The organism is Helicobacter trogontum, assembly GCF_000765905.2.
GTDB lineage: Bacteria > Campylobacterota > Campylobacteria > Campylobacterales > Helicobacteraceae > Helicobacter_A > Helicobacter_A trogontum.
Genome location: NZ_JRPL02000003.1, coordinates 99243 through 115943, shown reverse-complemented (window position 1 = coordinate 115943; position 16701 = coordinate 99243). Strand labels below are relative to the sequence as shown.

Genomic DNA, 16701 nt, shown 5'->3' with positions numbered 1-16701 from the left:
CCTAATCCTCTGCTACATAACGAAACACATTCGTGTATTGGAGAATCATGTGTACAACACACACAACCTTATCTTAATATTGTTTCGCTTTTTATATCTTTTATGTATAGGTTATTCATTGTGTTGTATAACCTGCAGTGCCTTGTCTTGCAAACATTGCTCTTGTAAATCTCGTGTTTCTAGTGCTACCTGCAACATCTGATCAGCAAGTTTTATACGTATAATGCAATAACGCACAATAGCAGCAAGAAAAATAAAAAATGCAAAAACACACACAGCAAACAAAACTGCTGGAAAAAAATCTGGCGTAATGAGAAAAGTGAGTGTTGCTCCAAAAAGTGCTACACCAAAGAGAAAGCCATAACAAAACTCCATTACCGCTAGAAAGCGTCTCATTTCGGTTTTATACATTATGTTTATAACTTTTAGTGCTCATCGTCTAGCAAAACAGCACTTGCCAAATATACATAAGTAAGAATCATAAACACAAATGCCTGTAATACAGCCATAAACATAAGGATTCCAAATGGTAAAAGTGGTACAACCCATGGAACAAGTTGCAGCATTACAAGCAAAAACATATCATCGCCACGTATGTTACCAAATAAACGAAACGACAAAGAGATAATACGGGAACAATGTGAGATAATCTCAACAGGAAAAAGCAATGGTGAAAGTAGTTTTATAGGACCAGCAAAGTGTCCGAAATACTTACCAAAACCATTCGCTCTTATACCCTCAAAGTGGTAGTAGAAAAATACAATCAAAGCTAAAACTAAAGTAAAGCTGATGCTTGCCGTAGGAGCTTCAAACCCTGGAATCATACCTATGACATTACAATAGAATACCAAGATGCCTATCGTACCAGCTAAAGGGAAGTATTTACGCGCTAGTTTCTCACCCAATGCATCCTTACCAATATAAAGCATACCACCAATAATCCACTCATAGAAATTTTGCATACCTGTTGGCACAGCCTGCAGTTTCCTCACAGCAAATACACTTATGCCAACTGTTACAGCTGCACATAAAATAGTGTAAAATATCGTAATAAACGCATGGTCAGTGCTGATTAACCCCGCAAATGTAAAGAGTCTTTCTTCCATGTCTATCCTTTTTGCAAAAAAACATATGCGTGATTTTATCTAAAAAACGCTTAAAGGTAGCTAAAAAACTACAACAACTAACAAGAGTAAATCCTTGTATAACAAGAGTATTAAGATTCTAGAAGCATCAATGTTTATCTGCATAAAATTATCGAACTTGCAATTAACTTAGTTTGAAGAATGATAGACATAGACGTAGTATAACAATGAAGTTATGCAAGTAGGGCTAAACTTATTTGCTTCAACAAGTATCAATAAGCAGAAGAGATTTTTGGCTGCTTTTTAAATGGTTGTTAAAATTACAATAGCTTTAAAAGTAAAATAGGCTCATGAGATTTTAATTTGATATTTTGGCTTAATTGTTGTTGCATTAGATGTATGCTTAGTCAATATCATGCAATATCTAATTATTTATGTTAATTAATATATGAATAAATGTTTAATTTTAGAAATGAGTATGATAGGAAACTAGGTGCTAAATCATTGTTGGTTAGGTGATAACCTAGTGTTTTAGATCTGCATTTAAGGTATGTAAGATTCTATAGAATACTTGAGATATTTTAAAATCTGTATCCAAATTTATTTTAGGCAGGAGTTAAATGATACATAGTATTAGATTTTTTACAATTGTTTTATGGTTATGATACTTTTATACACCAATACAATGTATGTTTTATCTTTTCTTACATCTATCATCGTGGATAAAAATATAATTTTGTTATAATTTAGGGATTTAAAATTATTAAGATCATAAAGGTATGAGGTGGAAGAACTTTTTAGTCTAGCAACGTTATGGAGAGTGTTAGATGGCGTTGGTATTTTATTGTTTGTAGCGTTGATTAGTATTGTTTTTTCGATTATTGGTGGGCTTATTATGGGGCGTCTCATGATTGTAAAAAGCAAGGCTGTGCAATATGTTTGCAAGTTTTTTTTAGAATCTGTGAGGATTGTGCCACTTGTTGCATGGCTTTTTATCATTTATTATGGTATACCCAGTGCATTTGATTTGCATATTAGTGCCATTTCTTGTGGAATCATTGTCTTTAGTATGTGGGGGGTTGCTGAAATGGGTGATTTAGTCCGCGCAAGTATCCTTAATACACCAAAGCATCAAAGAGAATCTGCACTTGCCTTAGGATTTAATGCATGGCAGATTGAATATTACATAATTGTCCCCCAAGCGTTAAAAGCACTGACACCATCAAGTATAAATCTTTTTGGACGTATTATTAAAACTACTTCACTTTTGCCTCTTATTGGTGTTGTAGAGCTTTTAAAAGTTGGACAGCAATTGATTGAGGTTGTCGGACGACACGATACGAGTGTGAATTTTATTGTGTATGGTGCAATACTTTTTATCTATTTTATGCTTTGTTATCCATTTTCTTATATCGGAAATTATCTTGAGAAAAAATTTATCACGCACTAAAATTTATTGTCAGAAAAGCACAAAAGGTTTAAATATCGCAGCTATATATATGGTAAGATTCTACCAATATGTGATTTCACCACTACTTGGTTCAAATTGTCGTTTTTATCCATCATGCTCATCATATGCTCTATTGCTTTTGCGTTTTGATAACATCTTTGCGGCATGTATAAAGATTCTTATGCGAATCTTTCGTTGTAATCCTTTTTTTCTTGGTGGCTTTGACTACCCAAGTTTATATTTAAGCCAAAGAGCATTTGATGCTATGTTATTACATGCGTATAGACAAAATATATTGGCAAAACCCCACATAAAAGTCGCACCAAAAGTGGCATATTTTTTCGTAGATTCACATTCTTATTTGCTTAAATTGAAAAAATTTTATATAATTGCGATTCATCTATAAAAAATATTAAGGGTTTTTAGTGGATAAACAAGGTAATTTAAGATTAATTTTAGCCGTTGCTATCTCATTTGCAGTTATTGTGATATGGTCGAAGTTTTTTGCACCAGAACCACCGGTAAAAGAATCGCAAACACAGGTCAATCAAACGCTAGATTCAAATGCTAAGAATAGTGGGAATGAGGTGATCCCACAAAGCGCCATTAATACGCATACAATCACACCACCAAGCAATAGTAATATGAAAGGAATCCCATCATCACTGCCGCAACATAAAGAAAAATTAGTGCACATAGAATCACAAGACTTTGATATGGATATTGATGTCTTTGGATCTATTACGCAAGTATACCTCAAAGCAGATAAATATACGCAACCACGACAAGAGGGTATTTTTACACACATAGGGCGACTTTTTGGCATGGTGAATGGTGAAAATAAAAAGCTTGAAAGATTGCCCCTGTTAGCTGATAACGTCCCACTTTATCCATTACAAATGGTATTTACTGATGAGAATTACAGAAAGAAAGCAAGTGAGACAAAATATAGTGCTGATAGATCACACATTGTGCTTACAGACAAAGCAGAAACACTTACTCTAACGCAGGATTTAGGTGATTTGATAGTCAAAAAAATTATAACCATTGAACCAAATATGACTTATAAGGTGCAAGTTGAATTAAGTAAACAAACGCAATATTTAATCAGCAATGGTATGCGTCCAAATGCAGATTCTGAAAGCTATGTATTTCATGGTGTAGTATTGCAAAAAAATAATGGATCGATTGAAAAAATAGAAGATGGTGATGCAAAAAGTGAAGGAGAGAACTTTGATGATGCATTATATGTTGCGAGTGTGGATAGATATTATACTAGTCTTTTGTTTAATGTCGATAAGCCACTTTCACTAAGTATTGGAGCTTTTAGTAAGGGATTACCTACACCATTTATTAACGTGAGCACTACAAATGAGGTATTGCATGGCTATATAGGACCAAAAGATTATAGAGTGTTAGAATCTATTAATCCAAATCTAACAAGTGTTGTTGAGTATGGCAGGATTACTTTTTTTGCGAAATATATCTTTGCATTACTTGATTTCTTGTATCAATATATTGGCAATTGGGGGGTTGCTATCATTGTTTTAACAATCATTATACGCATTATTTTGTTCCCATTGAGTTTTAAGGGTATGGTGGGTATGCAAAAATTAAAAGAGCTTGCACCTAAAATGAAAGATTTACAAGCAAAACATAAGGGTGATCCACAAAAATTACAGGCTGCAATGATGGAGCTTTATAAAAAGCATGGTGCAAATCCGCTTGGTGGCTGTTTACCGCTTGTGTTGCAAATCCCAGTATTTTTTGCGATTTATCGCGTTTTATATAATGCGGTTGAACTGAAAAATGCACCACTTATGTGGTGGATACATGATTTAAGTGTTATGGATCCTTATTTTGTATTGCCTTTACTTATGGGTCTTTCTATGTATTTACAGCAAGCACTCACCCCAACAACTTTTACAGATCCTATGCAGGAGAAAGTGTTTAAATGGCTGCCTGTTATCTTTACATTCTTTTTAATTACGTTTCCAGCAGGACTTATACTCTACTGGACGATTAATAACCTTATTTCTATTGTCCAACAACTTGCGATTAATAAAATGTTGGAATCTAAAAAACAAAAAGAGGTTGAGGAACACACGCATAAAAAACACGCACATAAGGCAAAAAAATAAGTAATAATGTGTTACAATATGTAGATAAAAGTAGATTTGAGGGATATATAAATGAAGAAGTTTAGTGCAAATACACTTGATGCTGCATTAATAGAGGCAACTAAATATTTTAACTGCTCATTAACGCAAATAGAATATGAGATTGTCCAGAATCCAAGTGGCGGATTCTTAGGATTTTTGAAGAAAGACGCAATAATTGTCGCCACAAAAAAGCACAATATAGATATTGTGAAAGAAAAGACTTACACGAGTGCTGCACCAACAATTGAGAATACACAAGAGGGGCTGTTTGAGGCAAACGCAGCAACATCATCTCACACACAAACAGAAACTAATATTAACAAGCCTACCTTAGATATTGCCACAACAAGTATGGATTCTAAAGGTGTTTCTCAAGTAATTTCTAAAGTGGATTCAAGTATAGATGTAAGTTGTGAAAATTGTGCAAAACCCTTAAATGATAAAAATCTTTCAGGTAATATATGTTTTGAAAATGCGGAAGTAATCAATCAGACAATGATAACTAACCAAGAGAGTATAAGTGGAGAGGCCAATAATAATTCTAATTCTTCACATGTAAATATCTCAACAAAAAGTTTAGGAGACAAAGAAGAAAGTCAAGACAAGACTTCCATGAAATATTGTGAAGATAAGATAGCTGCTAAAAATTTAGATACAAACTTAGAATCTGATGTAATAAATTCTAAACATGTTGAAACGTTTGCACAACAGGATAAGGCACAATCAAACTCTCCTGCCTTGCATAAAAAGTCTATTGATGAAAAAATGCAAGGTGATTTTGATTCTACATTTTATGATCAGGATTCTAATATTGCATGGCAAGATGCTGTGCCAAGTAGTATGCAACAAAAAAAAGGCATAGAATCTATTTGCAAAGAAGTGCAAGATGAGCTTGTAGAGTTGCTCTCGTATCTACCACTTAAACTTAATAAGGTTCATGTAGAACCCTATGATGATCACACACTTTTTATTTTAATTGATGGCTTTGATGCAGCTCTACTTATTGGGCAGAAGGGTTATCGCTATAAATCCTTAAGCTATTTATTGTTTAATTGGATTCATACCTGTTATGGCTATGGCGTACGGCTTGAGATAGCACAATTCCTAAAAAATCAAGAAGAGATAATGAAATCGTATCTTGAGCCAATTATTGAGAATGCAAAAATAAATGGTAAAGCACAAACAAAACCTCTTGATGGCGTCCTAACGCATATTGCATTAAAAATGTTGCGTGATGCTCTGCCAAACAAATATGTTGTTTTTAGAGAAAATGCTGATGGAGAAAAATATATTAGCATTAGTGAGTTTGTGAGTAATGGTAATATGCGAAGCAGTGTGCATGGATTTGGAAATCTTCCGAAATATTAAATGAATACGATTGTAGCAATATCTACCGCACTTGCAAAAAGTGCTATAAGTATTATTCGTCTTAGTGGTAATGAAGCATTAAATATTGCTGCAAAATTGCTCCTCAAAGAGAATAGGGAGCTTAGTGGTGAGCAGGATAACAATGTGTTAGAAAATCTGTTTGCACCAAGGGTGGCAACCCTGCGTAATATATATAATGAAAAAGGCGAAATGCTAGATAAGGCAATTGTAATTTATTTTAAAGCCCCAAAAAGTTTCACTGGCGAAGATATTGTTGAGATACAGAGTCATGGTGGGATTTTAGTAGCTAATGAGATTCTTAGGGCGTGTCTATCTTTTGGTGCGACTTTGGCTAAAGCGGGTGAATTTAGTATGCGTGCATTGCGTAATGATAAGCTTGATTTAGTGGAATTAGAAGCGACAATCGCATTGATAAATAATACAAATACAAATCTAACAAAACTTTTAACAAGAAATTTAGATGGCAAATTAAGTCAAATGTTGGAATCTTTGAGGCAAGAGATCTTGCATGTTATTGCACAAATTGAGGTAAATATTGATTATAGTGAAGAGGATTTAGACAGGGACACATTGCTTAGAAGTGTTTCTACCTTGCTTTCAATACAAAGTCGATTTCAATCTGTACTTAATTCAAGTAAACATTACCAAAAGTTGCAAGATGTAAAACTTTGTATTATAGGAAAACCAAATGTTGGCAAAAGTTCATTACTTAATCTCTTATTAATGCAAGATCGAGCAATCGTCAGTGATCAGGCTGGAACAACACGAGATACAATTACTGCTATGCTTGATATTTGTGGGAATCTAGTCTCATTGACTGATACTGCTGGTATACATACAAGTATAGATTCTATTGAAATGCAGGGTATAGAGAGAAGCTTTAAGAGTGCGAGAGAGAGTGAAATAATACTTTGTGTTTTTGATATTTCAAAACCTATGGATGAGCAAGATTTTGTTATTATGGAATTTTTAGAGCAAGAATGCAAGGATAAATCTGTCTTGATTGTGTTAAACAAAGATGATTTAATGCAGCAAAATAGCTATGATTTCACTCCGTTTCAAACGATTAAACTGAACACAAAAGATGAGAATAACTCAACATTATTGAAAGAAAAAATTGCTAGCTTCTTGGTGATGGATATTAATAGTGATACGTTTGTGCTGACAAATACTATGCAAAGCAATCTTTTGGAATCTGCGTGTAAGAATCTTGAGAGTGCACAAGACTTTCTTACCAATGGAGAGCTTGAACTCGCAAGTTTTGAGTTGCACCAAAGTTTGCAATCATTGGGTGCCATGACAAAACCTTATAATGTCGAAGATATGCTTGATTCTATGTTTTCGCAATTTTGTGTTGGAAAATAGTTATTCCTTGGATATCTTTAATCATTTGCCTATAAGATTTCAATACTGCCTTTGATCAATCAATTAAGATTACATACGCTTATGAATACAAATTCTGCGTTATTATTACTTTATTAACTCGCTTTTAGAATCCTTGTTTGCATTGTTTTTTGTTTCTGGAATCCTTTTTGCTTAATAACGTGTAAATCTATTTTGAAAGGATTTAAAATGCAGGTTTCACAGAATATTTTACAAAAAAGATATGCAGATAGCGTACATAATCAACAAGGAATTGATATTCATCATGGCTCAAGAAATCGCTATATACCAATAAGTTCAGATGAAAACTATTTGCCACAAGATGTATTTGTAAAATCAGAATATTTGCAAAAGATTGAGGGACTTGGCGACTCTATACAAGGAGGATTTAAAGATGCTTCAAGTTTTATGGCAATGGCAAATGTATTGCGTGGTGAGAATATTTTAAATAGTCAGGATTTAATAGCAGCTGGCTATATTGCTAAAACGAGTGATGATATTAACTTTGAAACATTTAATAAGTTATTGCGTAATGAGCAGCTAAGTATGGAGATGAAAGGACTTATTAGCCAACTTATGAATAAGCTCTATAATATTAATTATATACATGCTGGAATAATGATGGCTTCATAATATAAGTGAAAGCCTAGATTAGAGTTTTTAATGAAACTTCTTTTTGCAGTCTTATTTTGCATGATGTCTTGTGCTCTTTATGCAAATACAGACATACAAGACGTCCCGTTACCAAATCTTAGAGAATCTCATAGTTTAGATAAATTATATAAAAATGTTACATTGCAATTTAGCAAGAGTTCAAAAAAATCAATTCCAAAAAAGCAAGGTATTATTGCAAGTAAAATGACACATCATATTTTTAAAGATTCTAAAGAAGTCTGCCTTATGCTCTTTTTCTCTGCATTAAAGGATTTACAAATGCAGGCTTTGCAACTTGGTGGTACAAAAATAGGGAATATAGAAAGCTACTTGAATGGTAGTTCAAAACGCATCACAAAATACTTTCAATGTAAAAGTGGTTTTATATTTAACATTGTAACGCTTCGTGCTGATGTGTATTAAACAATAATTGGTTATTGACATGCGTGATTAAATGTGCTAGAATGAGATAAAGCTTAAAGGGAAATGAGTATGCAAGAATCAAAAAAGACACAAGAGGATGCAACTAATATTGCAAGTACACAAGATTTGCTACACCAAGAGAAACAACAAAAAGATGTAGTGTTATCCCTTTTTCGATTTTGTTTTAGGTGGTACAAAGATTCTGAGCGTTTTTTTCATCTTTTAGTTGGATTGCCAAGTTATGAAAAGTATTTAGATTATCATAGAAAATATCATCCGCACTGCATACCAAAGACACGCAAGGAGTTTTTCATAGATTCTCAAAATAAAAGATATAGTCGAGATGGTGCTAAAAAGTGCTGTTAATATAGCATGAGAAATATCAAGACCACGTAAAATAATGACCATTGCATAACGTTATTTATGGTGGTATAGATTTGCCTTTATTCAAAGATCTTATGTCTACCAATTTAAGAAACATAAGTTAGATTGACTTTGACTTATTCCTATTATATATTTTATTTTCTATGTTTTCGTAGAATTATATTAAGGTAAATATTGCTGAATTCTTAGCAAAAAAGTGGCAATCTAGGACTTCTCTGAATTGCCTTTTGACTTATAAACTTTAGTGCTATAAGACTATTATCTTTTTGCACAATATGAATGCAATGTTTGCATACAAACATAATCTGTCATATCAAGCTGCATAGGTGTGATGGAAACATAATTATTCATTACTGCTTCAAAATCATTTACTACCGGCATTTGCATGTCTTGATAGATATAATGATTATTTTTAATATATGGATTATCTATGTTATTTCTTTCTTGCCATTGTATTGGATTTAAACCTATCCAATGGTATTTTTGTCCACGTGGGCTTTGCATATCTTGTGCTTTGGAATTATAGATTCTATAGCCAAGTTGTGTGGCTTGAATACCCTTGCATTTATCTTTTGGGATTGCAGGAATATTAATATTAAGCAGTTTGCGATGTCCAATTAAATAGCGATTGTGTAATATATCAGATGCGAGCTGTTTTATTGTATCAAGAGCAAGAGTAAAGTCACGATTGACTAGTTTATTATCTTCTCCATGTTTATCATCAATAAATTGTGAAATTGCAATGCTTTGTATCCCATGCAATGCACCCTCAATTGCACCCGCAACCGTTCCAGAATATGTTGTATCCTCACCGAGATTCGCACCAATATTAATTCCTGATATTAACAAATCTGGTTTTTCAGTTGAGAAAAGTTCGCATAAGCCAACATATACACAATCAGTTGGACTACCATCATCAAGCTTATAAAAATCTCGTTCTAGTTCTATGAGTTGCAAGGGTTTACTTACGCATAAGCTATGACCACATGCAGATTTTTCGTGTGCGGGAGCTACAACCACAACGCGTGCAATATCGGATAACGTATTTCGCAATGCAATTAAGCCTTGACTAAAATAACCATCATCATTTGTTAAAAAAATCGTTTTATTCATAAAATTTACCTTAATTTTGTTGTTTAAAAGGCGTATTATATCCTATTTTATTACCACCAAGTAAGCAAAAACAGAGCAGTCATTAAAGGGAATATCCCATATCTTAGAATCTTAGTATTTGCTTATATAAGTTTTATTTGATATATGGGATTTATAAAGCATATTAGATTATACCTAGCGTCGTTATTGATTGGTTTCATGCTGGGCTTGTTATTTAATTTATGATTTTTAGGGGGAGGTATATAGTTGTAGCCACCTTTCATTGTTTAAAGTTTATGGCTATATTTTGGTATATTATAAGTATATTGTAAATATTATATACGCCCTAGTTTATATTTATGCTTTTTATAATTTCATTAGAATATTTGCATAAATAAGATGCTCCGCATTGCTTTAACATGTATTTTATTGATATTAAATCAAGCCCTAGAGACTTTTTAATTATATGAATAAATTTGGTGGTAGCTAGATTTTTTAACCTCTATTTTTTAGTTTTTAACATGCTTATATTTTCAAATCATAAAGTAGTCAGTAATACAGATAAGAGAATCTAGGTTATAAATTAGATTGATATATTATTCCATTATGCTAACCATAGATGAAAACCAGTTAATCACAACTAAGACATACAATGGTGTATATACTAAATTCATGGTGTAGTTTTTATTCTAATTTTTGCAGTTTTTATGGTTTTATTAGACATAAATGAGTAAAATACCGAAATATTTTTTTATAGAAGGATAACAATGACAATTGAAATGGGTGATCTTAAAAAAGGTTTAAAGATTGAAATAGAAGGAATCCCTTATAGAATCACAGAATATCAACATGTAAAGCCAGGCAAGGGTCCTGCATTTGTGCGTGTAAAAATTAAAAGTTTCTTAGATGGTAAAGTCATTGAAAAGACATTCCATGCAGGTGATAAGTGTGAAACACCAAACATCATTGAAAAGGGTATGCAATATCTTTATCATGATGGTGAGCTCTATCAGTTTATGGATAATGAGACTTATGAGCAAATAGGTTTAAATGAAGATCAGGTTGGTGATAGTGCAAAATGGCTTTTAGATAGTATGAATGTTAGTGTTTTGCTCTATAATGATAAAGCAATATCAGTCAATGTCCCACAAATTGTTGAATTAAAAATCGTGGAGACACCGCCAAACTTTAAAGGTGATACTTCGAGTGCAGGTAAAAAACCAGCAACTTTAGAAACAGGTGCAGTTGTGCAAATTCCATTTCATGTATTAGAAGGTGAGACAATAAGAGTAAATACAGAGACAGGTGAGTATATAGAAAAGGTTAAATAAAGTATGAATAATCTCTCACTAGATACTTTGCTCCCCTTATTGCAACGTGATTTTTTTATGCGTATTGTGCTTGCAAGTGTGGAAGTAATTCGCCTTTTACATACGCAAGATTCAATACTGCATGAGAGTTTTGGCGTCGGTGCTGGGGGTGATCGTAGTAGTGGGGCAGATCTACTTGCAGAAACCATATTTTGTAAATTTTTGCTACCACATTATCACATTGATTCTGAAGAAAGCGGATTGTTAAAGGGTGGTAGCAATGTGAAAGGCACAATTGTGCTTGATCCACTTGATGGCAGCAGTAATTTTAAGTCAAATATTCCGTATTTTGGTGCAAGTGTAGCATTGTGTGATGCGACTGGGAAAGTGTGTGAAGCATGTGTTGTCAATTATATTTCATGTGAAATAGCATATCTCAATGACGATTTATTAGCTTTAACCAAAATGCCTTGCATATTTAGTTTGCAAACTTTTATCGCAGATTTGCAACCAGAATATCTCATATATGCAAGGACAGCCAAAAAGCCAACTTCTATGCAGCCCTACTACATGCCCTGTAATTTCACAAAGCTTTTACAAAATAGCAATACCACAATAAAAAGCGTTTTTATGACAAACGCATGTAATGCAATTAGGGAATCTGCACAGTATCTCCCGACATTTGATGCAAACTTTTTACACGCAATGTTTGCTAGTCAGATACTCATTTATAGACCACAAAAAGTCATTGCAGAAAAGCTTGAGTGTGGCATATTTGAAAAAGCCATGCAATATACTAGGTGGGCATCTTTTTTAGCAGAAAGTGGTTTAAAGTTCCGTAGTCTTGGGGCTATTGCCTTGAGTCTTGCTTTTAGCTTTCGCTATCTTTTTGTGCTTTTGCCAATGCAAGTTAGAAAATATGATGGAATGGCAGGATTTTATTTGGCACAAAATCAAATTATCTATGGTAATTTGGAGTGTTATTATGAGGCTATTCCATCACTTAGACAATGCAAAGAGGTGATTTCTCATATTTTAATCACGACAGATTCTCACATTGTTGATAAATTTAAAGGAAGGTAAAATGGGTTTTTCAGATTTTTTTAAAAACTTTAAACGAGAAGATTCTAGAGATAGAAAAGATGCGGCACAATGTTGGACAAAATGTCCTAGTTGTGGTGCAGTTATGTATAATAAGGAGGTGATTGAGAGCTCATATGTGTGCTCAAAATGTTCTCACCACTTTAGAATCAGTGCGCAAGATAGGTTAAAACTCATTTGTGATTCTGACACATTTATTGAATACGATAATGATTTAGCCCCAAATGATCCGCTTGCATTTGTAGATAAAAAAAGTTATACAAAACGCATTGAAGAAGGTTATGCAAAGACAAATAGGAAAAGTGCAGTTATTTCTGGAGAAGCCCTTATACATGGGAAGGAAGTGCAACTTGTAATCTTTGATTTTTCATTTATGGGCGGTAGCTTAGGAAGTGTTGAGGGTGAAAAGATTGTGCGGGCAATCAATCGTGCCATCAGTAAAAAGCAGGGATTAATCATTGTATCCACAAGTGGTGGAGCCAGAATGCAAGAGTCAACTTATTCACTCATGCAAATGGCAAAAACTTCGGCGGCATTGGGTAAGCTTGCCGAGGCAAAGTTGCCCTATATATCGGTATTAACCGATCCTACTTTTGGTGGAGTTTCAGCATCATTTGCATTTTTAGGAGATATAATCATTGCAGAGCCTGGGGCTATGATAGGGTTTGCTGGGGCAAGGGTTATTAAGCAGACAATTGGTGCGGATTTGCCAGATGGTTTTCAAACTGCAGAATTTTTACTTGATCATGGATTGATAGATATGATTGTATCGCGTAAAGATTTGAAACATACTTTAAGCGATCTTATTGAAATGCTTGTGCCTTATGAAAATACATATATATACAATTCATAAGAATGAAATGCCAGGTGATGTTATGCAATATTATAGCAAGGCTTGTAAGAGTTTTGGTGCTACTATGAGTTTTTTTAATATGTTTAATAAACGTATACAAGAGGCACAAAAACAAGATTCTAATATTGCAAAACAGAGTTACACAATGGCATTTTCTAAATATCTTGACAAGCAGAGCATTCTCCTTGATGCAGGAGGAAGGGGGCTGACTTCAATAGAATTTAGCCATATGATAGAAACATATGGTATGCAGGGCGGCGGAATTATAAAGTTTTTTATTGCAGGGGCATTTGGCTTTGAGAGAGAAGTGTTAGAGCAACACAAAACAATAAGTTTGAGCTCGCTAACCTTTAGTCATGAAATTGCAAAAATTGTGCTTGTAGAACAGATTTATCGCTCACTGAGCATTATTAATAAACACCCATATCATAAGCTTTAGTAAGGAAGAAGAATGCGTGATGAAGATTTGTTGTCATTAAGACAAACATTAGAGAAACGATTAGAGTATTTAGATGGATTGAGCTTGAACTTACATAAGAGCTTACAAGAAATGAGTGCTTTGAAGTTAAATGAAAATGCAGACATTATATCCACACAATCCCAACTGCGATTTGATGATTCCATGTTGGAACGCAATCAAAAAGAGATGAAAGAAATTAGTGCATCTCTTGCAAAATTTGATGATGGAATCTATGGTATTTGTGAGATGTGTGAAGATGAGATTGGTATTGAAAGATTGCAGGCAAAACCGCATGCAAGATTTTGTATTAATTGTCGCGAAATTTATGAGAAAGGCGAAAAACAAAAGGAGAGAACATGAAGATCCGATATTTTTTTAGTTTTGCATTGTTGTATCTGTTGCTTATTGGTGCTTATGCATTCTATATCAGTACAGATTATTACACACTTCAGAATACATTCTTGGTAGAGTTTAGTATAACCTTACCTGTTGCATTATGGGTATGTTTACCTGCTGCATTTTTATTTGTGTTTGCTTTGCTTTTTATGAGCTTTGTCTCATTAATGCAAAAATTTAAAAGCATGACTCTAAATAGAGATATTGAGAAGATTTTTACTCAAATACAAGAGCAAATGTTGGGTAATCCTGTGCGCGAAAAGGTGTTTTCAAATGCAGGATTAAAGACACTCTCAAAAGTCTTGCAGCGATTTGTATTGTTACCAGATACGAAATCTCATAACGCGAGTTATGAAAAGGTAGATTCTGTGTTTAATGTATTTAAGGAAATAGAGAATGGTGGTAGTGATTCAAAAATACGATTAAACCCATTACACCCACTTTATAGCCTTAATATAAGAAATGCAATCAAGGATGATGCACAAAGAGCATTAGATATACTTAAACAAGATTTTAGTAAAGATTCTGCAGGGCCAAATCCATATCTGCAAAATAACACACAGATAATTTATGATAAAGCATGGGATGTTGTATTAAATGGGCAACCAAAAATACTACAAAAAGCATTGAGTTTAGATAAAAACTATCTCACATATACCACACTTTTAGGGCTTGTGAAGACATGTGCTAAGAATAATATCAATATTCAAAAAGATATGATGATACAAACATGCAAAAAAGTAAAAATGAGTGAGAGAGAATATCTAGGATTAGCAATTGCTGTGTGTGAATTGTTGCGACAAGATAATATTAATTTTTGGCTTAGCATTTTTGAATCTTTAAGCAAAGAAGTAGAACAGAGTGTACTTGCATACTTCTATATATTGCTTGAGGTAGGAAAGACAAACGAAGCAATGGAATTAAAACAACAATATCCAAGGGATGACTTTTTACCTGTCAGTGCATTTAATACATTAAAAGAAAAAGGGTATCCTTTGCTTGTATTTTTTGATCCACTTTTATATCGATCAAGAAAGCAGGAGAAAATGTCAACGGATAATGTTGTCATAAAACAGATAGATTATGTAAATCATTAGCAATATCTTGTGTGAACATTCAACATAAATAAAGAGAGTAGGGTGCAATTTTAGCAATATTCTTTTTTAATATGCTGTTTGACTTATTTTATAATCCCTCTGTGATGACAGGATAAAGAGTTTAACAAGGTTTATAGAATCTATTCCCACATAAGATATTTGTTGCTAGGAGAAGTAGCTTATCTACACAAGATAATATGCCTATAATAATGTACTTATGCAAAATGATGCAAAGTTATTTAGATAAAATCTAGACACATTTAAATATGAAGTGAATGATATATTTATTTTCAATCAGAGATAATAAATAGACTAAGACAACATATAAGACATTCAGTAGAGTTAGAATCTATATGCAACCCTGTATCACTAAGACATTTTGAAATCATAAGTAAATTTTGATTATTCTTGATTCTATAGTTTATGTCATTGTGGGTTTTTATTTGTTAAAATCAATATGTGCTTAAACAAGGCATTATTGCATATATGCTAATAATGTATTATTGTATTGCATATTGATACTCTAATGAGGATATATAATACAACAAAACCTCCCTATTCACAATAATTAAAACGAGATTATCTGTGTGTTTATAAAGAAATTATTGTTAAATTTATAAAGCCTGTAAGGCTTTTAGTATAGGAAAAAATAGTGTGCTTAATTGTTAAACAAAGTTTGCTAGAATACAAGTGATAATAGCTATTTTATTATCATTTAATATTTTTTAAGGAGACACTATGTTAGTAACAAGAAAAGCACCAGATTTTACTGCTCCAGCTGTATTGGCGAATGGCAGTATTGTAAATGATTTTGAATTAAGCAAAAATTTAGGTAAGAATGGTGCAGTATTATTTTTCTGGCCAAAAGATTTTACTTTTGTATGTCCTAGTGAGATCATCGCTATGGATAAAAGAGTAGAAGCTTTTAAAGAACGCGGTGTAAATGTAATTGGGGTTTCTATTGATTCTGATGTTGTGCATTTTGCATGGAGAAATACACCAGTAAATGAGGGTGGTATCGGGCAAGTAAGCTTCCCTATGGTGTCTGATATTACAAAACAAATCTCAAGAGATTATGATGTATTATTTGGTGGAGCAGTTGCATTGCGTGGTAGCTTTATCATTGATGAAAACCAAATCGTGCGACATGCAACAATAAATGATTTGCCACTTGGTAGAAATATGGATGAATATTTGCGTTTAGTTGATGCAATTTTATTCCATAAAGAGCATGGTGAAGTGTGCCCTGCTGGTTGGCAAAAAGGTGATAAAGGGATGAAAGCTACAGCTGAAGGTGTTAAAGAATATCTTTCACAAAATAGCAACAAACTTTAATCCTTATTTGTGAACTATTTTTACTTATAAGGGACACCCAAGTTTTTAAAATAGATTTTTGGGTGTTCCGCCCTTTTATGCTAGATTCTTTCCTTACGGTGAACTTTTCTATTTAATTTAGTTTGTT

At 33.2% G+C, this 16701-nt stretch carries 18 protein-coding genes; 15 read left to right on the top strand and 3 right to left on the bottom strand.

Features of this window, described 5'->3' with window-relative positions:
* Positions 1-111: 111 nt before the first annotated feature.
* Together LS81_RS02405 and LS81_RS02400 are read right to left on the bottom strand one after the other, a co-directional pair.
* Positions 112-396 (bottom strand): hypothetical protein, encoded by a 285-nt coding sequence (locus LS81_RS02405; RefSeq protein WP_237022191.1) that lies wholly within the window; start codon positions 394-396, stop codon positions 112-114.
* Between the two features lie 29 nt (positions 397-425).
* Positions 426-1106: a F0F1 ATP synthase subunit A gene (locus tag LS81_RS02400; RefSeq protein WP_034344652.1), complete on the bottom strand. Its 681-nt coding sequence runs from the start codon at positions 1104-1106 to the stop codon at positions 426-428.
* Positions 1107-1869: 763 nt separating this feature from the next.
* Between LS81_RS02400 and LS81_RS02395 the strand changes: the two genes are divergently transcribed.
* The 8 genes from LS81_RS02395 (at position 1870) to LS81_RS02360 (ending at position 8912) form a co-directional block, all read left to right on the top strand.
* On the top strand, positions 1870-2535 hold the full coding sequence (locus tag LS81_RS02395; RefSeq protein ID WP_034344654.1) for an amino acid ABC transporter permease: 666 nt from the start codon (positions 1870-1872) through the stop codon (positions 2533-2535).
* The gene (gene yidD, locus LS81_RS02390; protein WP_052096444.1) at positions 2510-2941 is read left to right on the top strand and encodes a membrane protein insertion efficiency factor YidD; all 432 of its coding nucleotides are present in this window, start codon (positions 2510-2512) and stop codon (positions 2939-2941) included. The genes LS81_RS02395 and yidD overlap by 26 nt, the downstream gene beginning before the upstream one ends.
* A gap of 19 nt (positions 2942-2960) precedes the next feature.
* A complete protein-coding gene (yidC, locus tag LS81_RS02385; protein WP_104696437.1) occupies positions 2961-4676 on the top strand; it encodes a membrane protein insertase YidC in 1716 nt (571 codons plus the stop codon).
* Positions 4677-4727: 51 nt separating this feature from the next.
* A complete protein-coding gene (locus tag LS81_RS02380) occupies positions 4728-6065 on the top strand; it encodes a Jag N-terminal domain-containing protein (RefSeq protein ID WP_034344657.1) in 1338 nt (445 codons plus the stop codon).
* Positions 6066-7451, top strand: coding sequence for a tRNA uridine-5-carboxymethylaminomethyl(34) synthesis GTPase MnmE (gene mnmE / locus LS81_RS02375; RefSeq protein ID WP_034344660.1), 1386 nt, complete (start codon positions 6066-6068; stop codon positions 7449-7451).
* A gap of 207 nt (positions 7452-7658) precedes the next feature.
* Positions 7659-8102, top strand: coding sequence for a hypothetical protein (locus LS81_RS02370; RefSeq protein WP_034321197.1), 444 nt, complete (start codon positions 7659-7661; stop codon positions 8100-8102).
* A 30-nt stretch (positions 8103-8132) separates the two neighbouring features.
* Positions 8133-8546 (top strand): hypothetical protein, encoded by a 414-nt coding sequence (locus LS81_RS02365; protein ID WP_034344663.1) that lies wholly within the window; start codon positions 8133-8135, stop codon positions 8544-8546.
* A gap of 69 nt (positions 8547-8615) precedes the next feature.
* Entirely contained in the window at positions 8616-8912 is a 297-nt protein-coding gene (locus LS81_RS02360; RefSeq protein WP_081955877.1) for a CstA-like transporter-associated (seleno)protein, read from the top strand.
* A 276-nt stretch (positions 8913-9188) separates the two neighbouring features.
* On the opposite strand, the gene surE is transcribed toward LS81_RS02360, so the two are convergent.
* Positions 9189-10043, bottom strand: a complete 855-nt coding sequence (surE, locus tag LS81_RS02355; protein WP_034344665.1) for a 5'/3'-nucleotidase SurE — start codon at positions 10041-10043, stop codon at positions 9189-9191.
* A gap of 746 nt (positions 10044-10789) precedes the next feature.
* Here surE and efp point away from each other — a divergent pair.
* From efp to LS81_RS02320, 7 genes are all read left to right on the top strand, one after another.
* Entirely contained in the window at positions 10790-11353 is a 564-nt protein-coding gene (gene efp / locus LS81_RS02350) for an elongation factor P (RefSeq protein WP_034344669.1), read from the top strand.
* A gap of 3 nt (positions 11354-11356) precedes the next feature.
* Complete coding sequence (locus LS81_RS02345; protein WP_034344672.1) at positions 11357-12415, top strand: FIG domain-containing protein; 1059 nt, start codon at positions 11357-11359, stop codon at positions 12413-12415.
* 1 nt (position 12416) lies between these two features.
* The gene (accD, locus tag LS81_RS02340) at positions 12417-13286 is read left to right on the top strand and encodes an acetyl-CoA carboxylase, carboxyltransferase subunit beta (protein ID WP_034321008.1); all 870 of its coding nucleotides are present in this window, start codon (positions 12417-12419) and stop codon (positions 13284-13286) included.
* On the top strand, positions 13258-13725 hold the full coding sequence (locus tag LS81_RS02335) for a 23S rRNA (pseudouridine(1915)-N(3))-methyltransferase RlmH (RefSeq protein WP_034344675.1): 468 nt from the start codon (positions 13258-13260) through the stop codon (positions 13723-13725). The genes accD and LS81_RS02335 overlap by 29 nt, the downstream gene beginning before the upstream one ends.
* A gap of 12 nt (positions 13726-13737) precedes the next feature.
* Positions 13738-14106: a TraR/DksA C4-type zinc finger protein gene (locus LS81_RS02330; RefSeq protein WP_052089209.1), complete on the top strand. Its 369-nt coding sequence runs from the start codon at positions 13738-13740 to the stop codon at positions 14104-14106.
* On the top strand, positions 14103-15239 hold the full coding sequence (locus tag LS81_RS02325; RefSeq protein WP_034344678.1) for a hypothetical protein: 1137 nt from the start codon (positions 14103-14105) through the stop codon (positions 15237-15239). The genes LS81_RS02330 and LS81_RS02325 overlap by 4 nt, the downstream gene beginning before the upstream one ends.
* Positions 15240-15977: 738 nt before the next feature.
* Positions 15978-16574 carry a peroxiredoxin gene (locus tag LS81_RS02320; RefSeq protein ID WP_034320994.1) on the top strand — a complete coding sequence of 199 codons (597 nt, stop codon included), beginning with the start codon at positions 15978-15980 and terminating at the stop codon, positions 16572-16574.
* Positions 16575-16701: the final 127 nt, after the last annotated feature.

Coding starts and splice junctions, on each gene's coding strand:
- LS81_RS02330 (WP_052089209.1), top strand. CDS start 13,738: ATGCGTGATGAAGATTTGTTGTCATTAAGACAAACATTAGAGAAACGA.
- LS81_RS02360 (WP_081955877.1), top strand. CDS start 8,616: ATGCAAGAATCAAAAAAGACACAAGAGGATGCAACTAATATTGCAAGT.
- LS81_RS02405 (WP_237022191.1), bottom strand. CDS start 396: ATGAGACGCTTTCTAGCGGTAATGGAGTTTTGTTATGGCTTTCTCTTT.
- LS81_RS02370 (WP_034321197.1), top strand. CDS start 7,659: ATGCAGGTTTCACAGAATATTTTACAAAAAAGATATGCAGATAGCGTA.
- mnmE (WP_034344660.1), top strand. CDS start 6,066: ATGAATACGATTGTAGCAATATCTACCGCACTTGCAAAAAGTGCTATA.
- LS81_RS02335 (WP_034344675.1), top strand. CDS start 13,258: ATGAAAATACATATATATACAATTCATAAGAATGAAATGCCAGGTGAT.
- LS81_RS02320 (WP_034320994.1), top strand. CDS start 15,978: ATGTTAGTAACAAGAAAAGCACCAGATTTTACTGCTCCAGCTGTATTG.
- LS81_RS02365 (WP_034344663.1), top strand. CDS start 8,133: ATGAAACTTCTTTTTGCAGTCTTATTTTGCATGATGTCTTGTGCTCTT.
- LS81_RS02400 (WP_034344652.1), bottom strand. CDS start 1,106: ATGGAAGAAAGACTCTTTACATTTGCGGGGTTAATCAGCACTGACCAT.
- surE (WP_034344665.1), bottom strand. CDS start 10,043: ATGAATAAAACGATTTTTTTAACAAATGATGATGGTTATTTTAGTCAA.
- efp (WP_034344669.1), top strand. CDS start 10,790: ATGACAATTGAAATGGGTGATCTTAAAAAAGGTTTAAAGATTGAAATA.
- LS81_RS02380 (WP_034344657.1), top strand. CDS start 4,728: ATGAAGAAGTTTAGTGCAAATACACTTGATGCTGCATTAATAGAGGCA.
- LS81_RS02325 (WP_034344678.1), top strand. CDS start 14,103: ATGAAGATCCGATATTTTTTTAGTTTTGCATTGTTGTATCTGTTGCTT.
- LS81_RS02345 (WP_034344672.1), top strand. CDS start 11,357: ATGAATAATCTCTCACTAGATACTTTGCTCCCCTTATTGCAACGTGAT.
- accD (WP_034321008.1), top strand. CDS start 12,417: ATGGGTTTTTCAGATTTTTTTAAAAACTTTAAACGAGAAGATTCTAGA.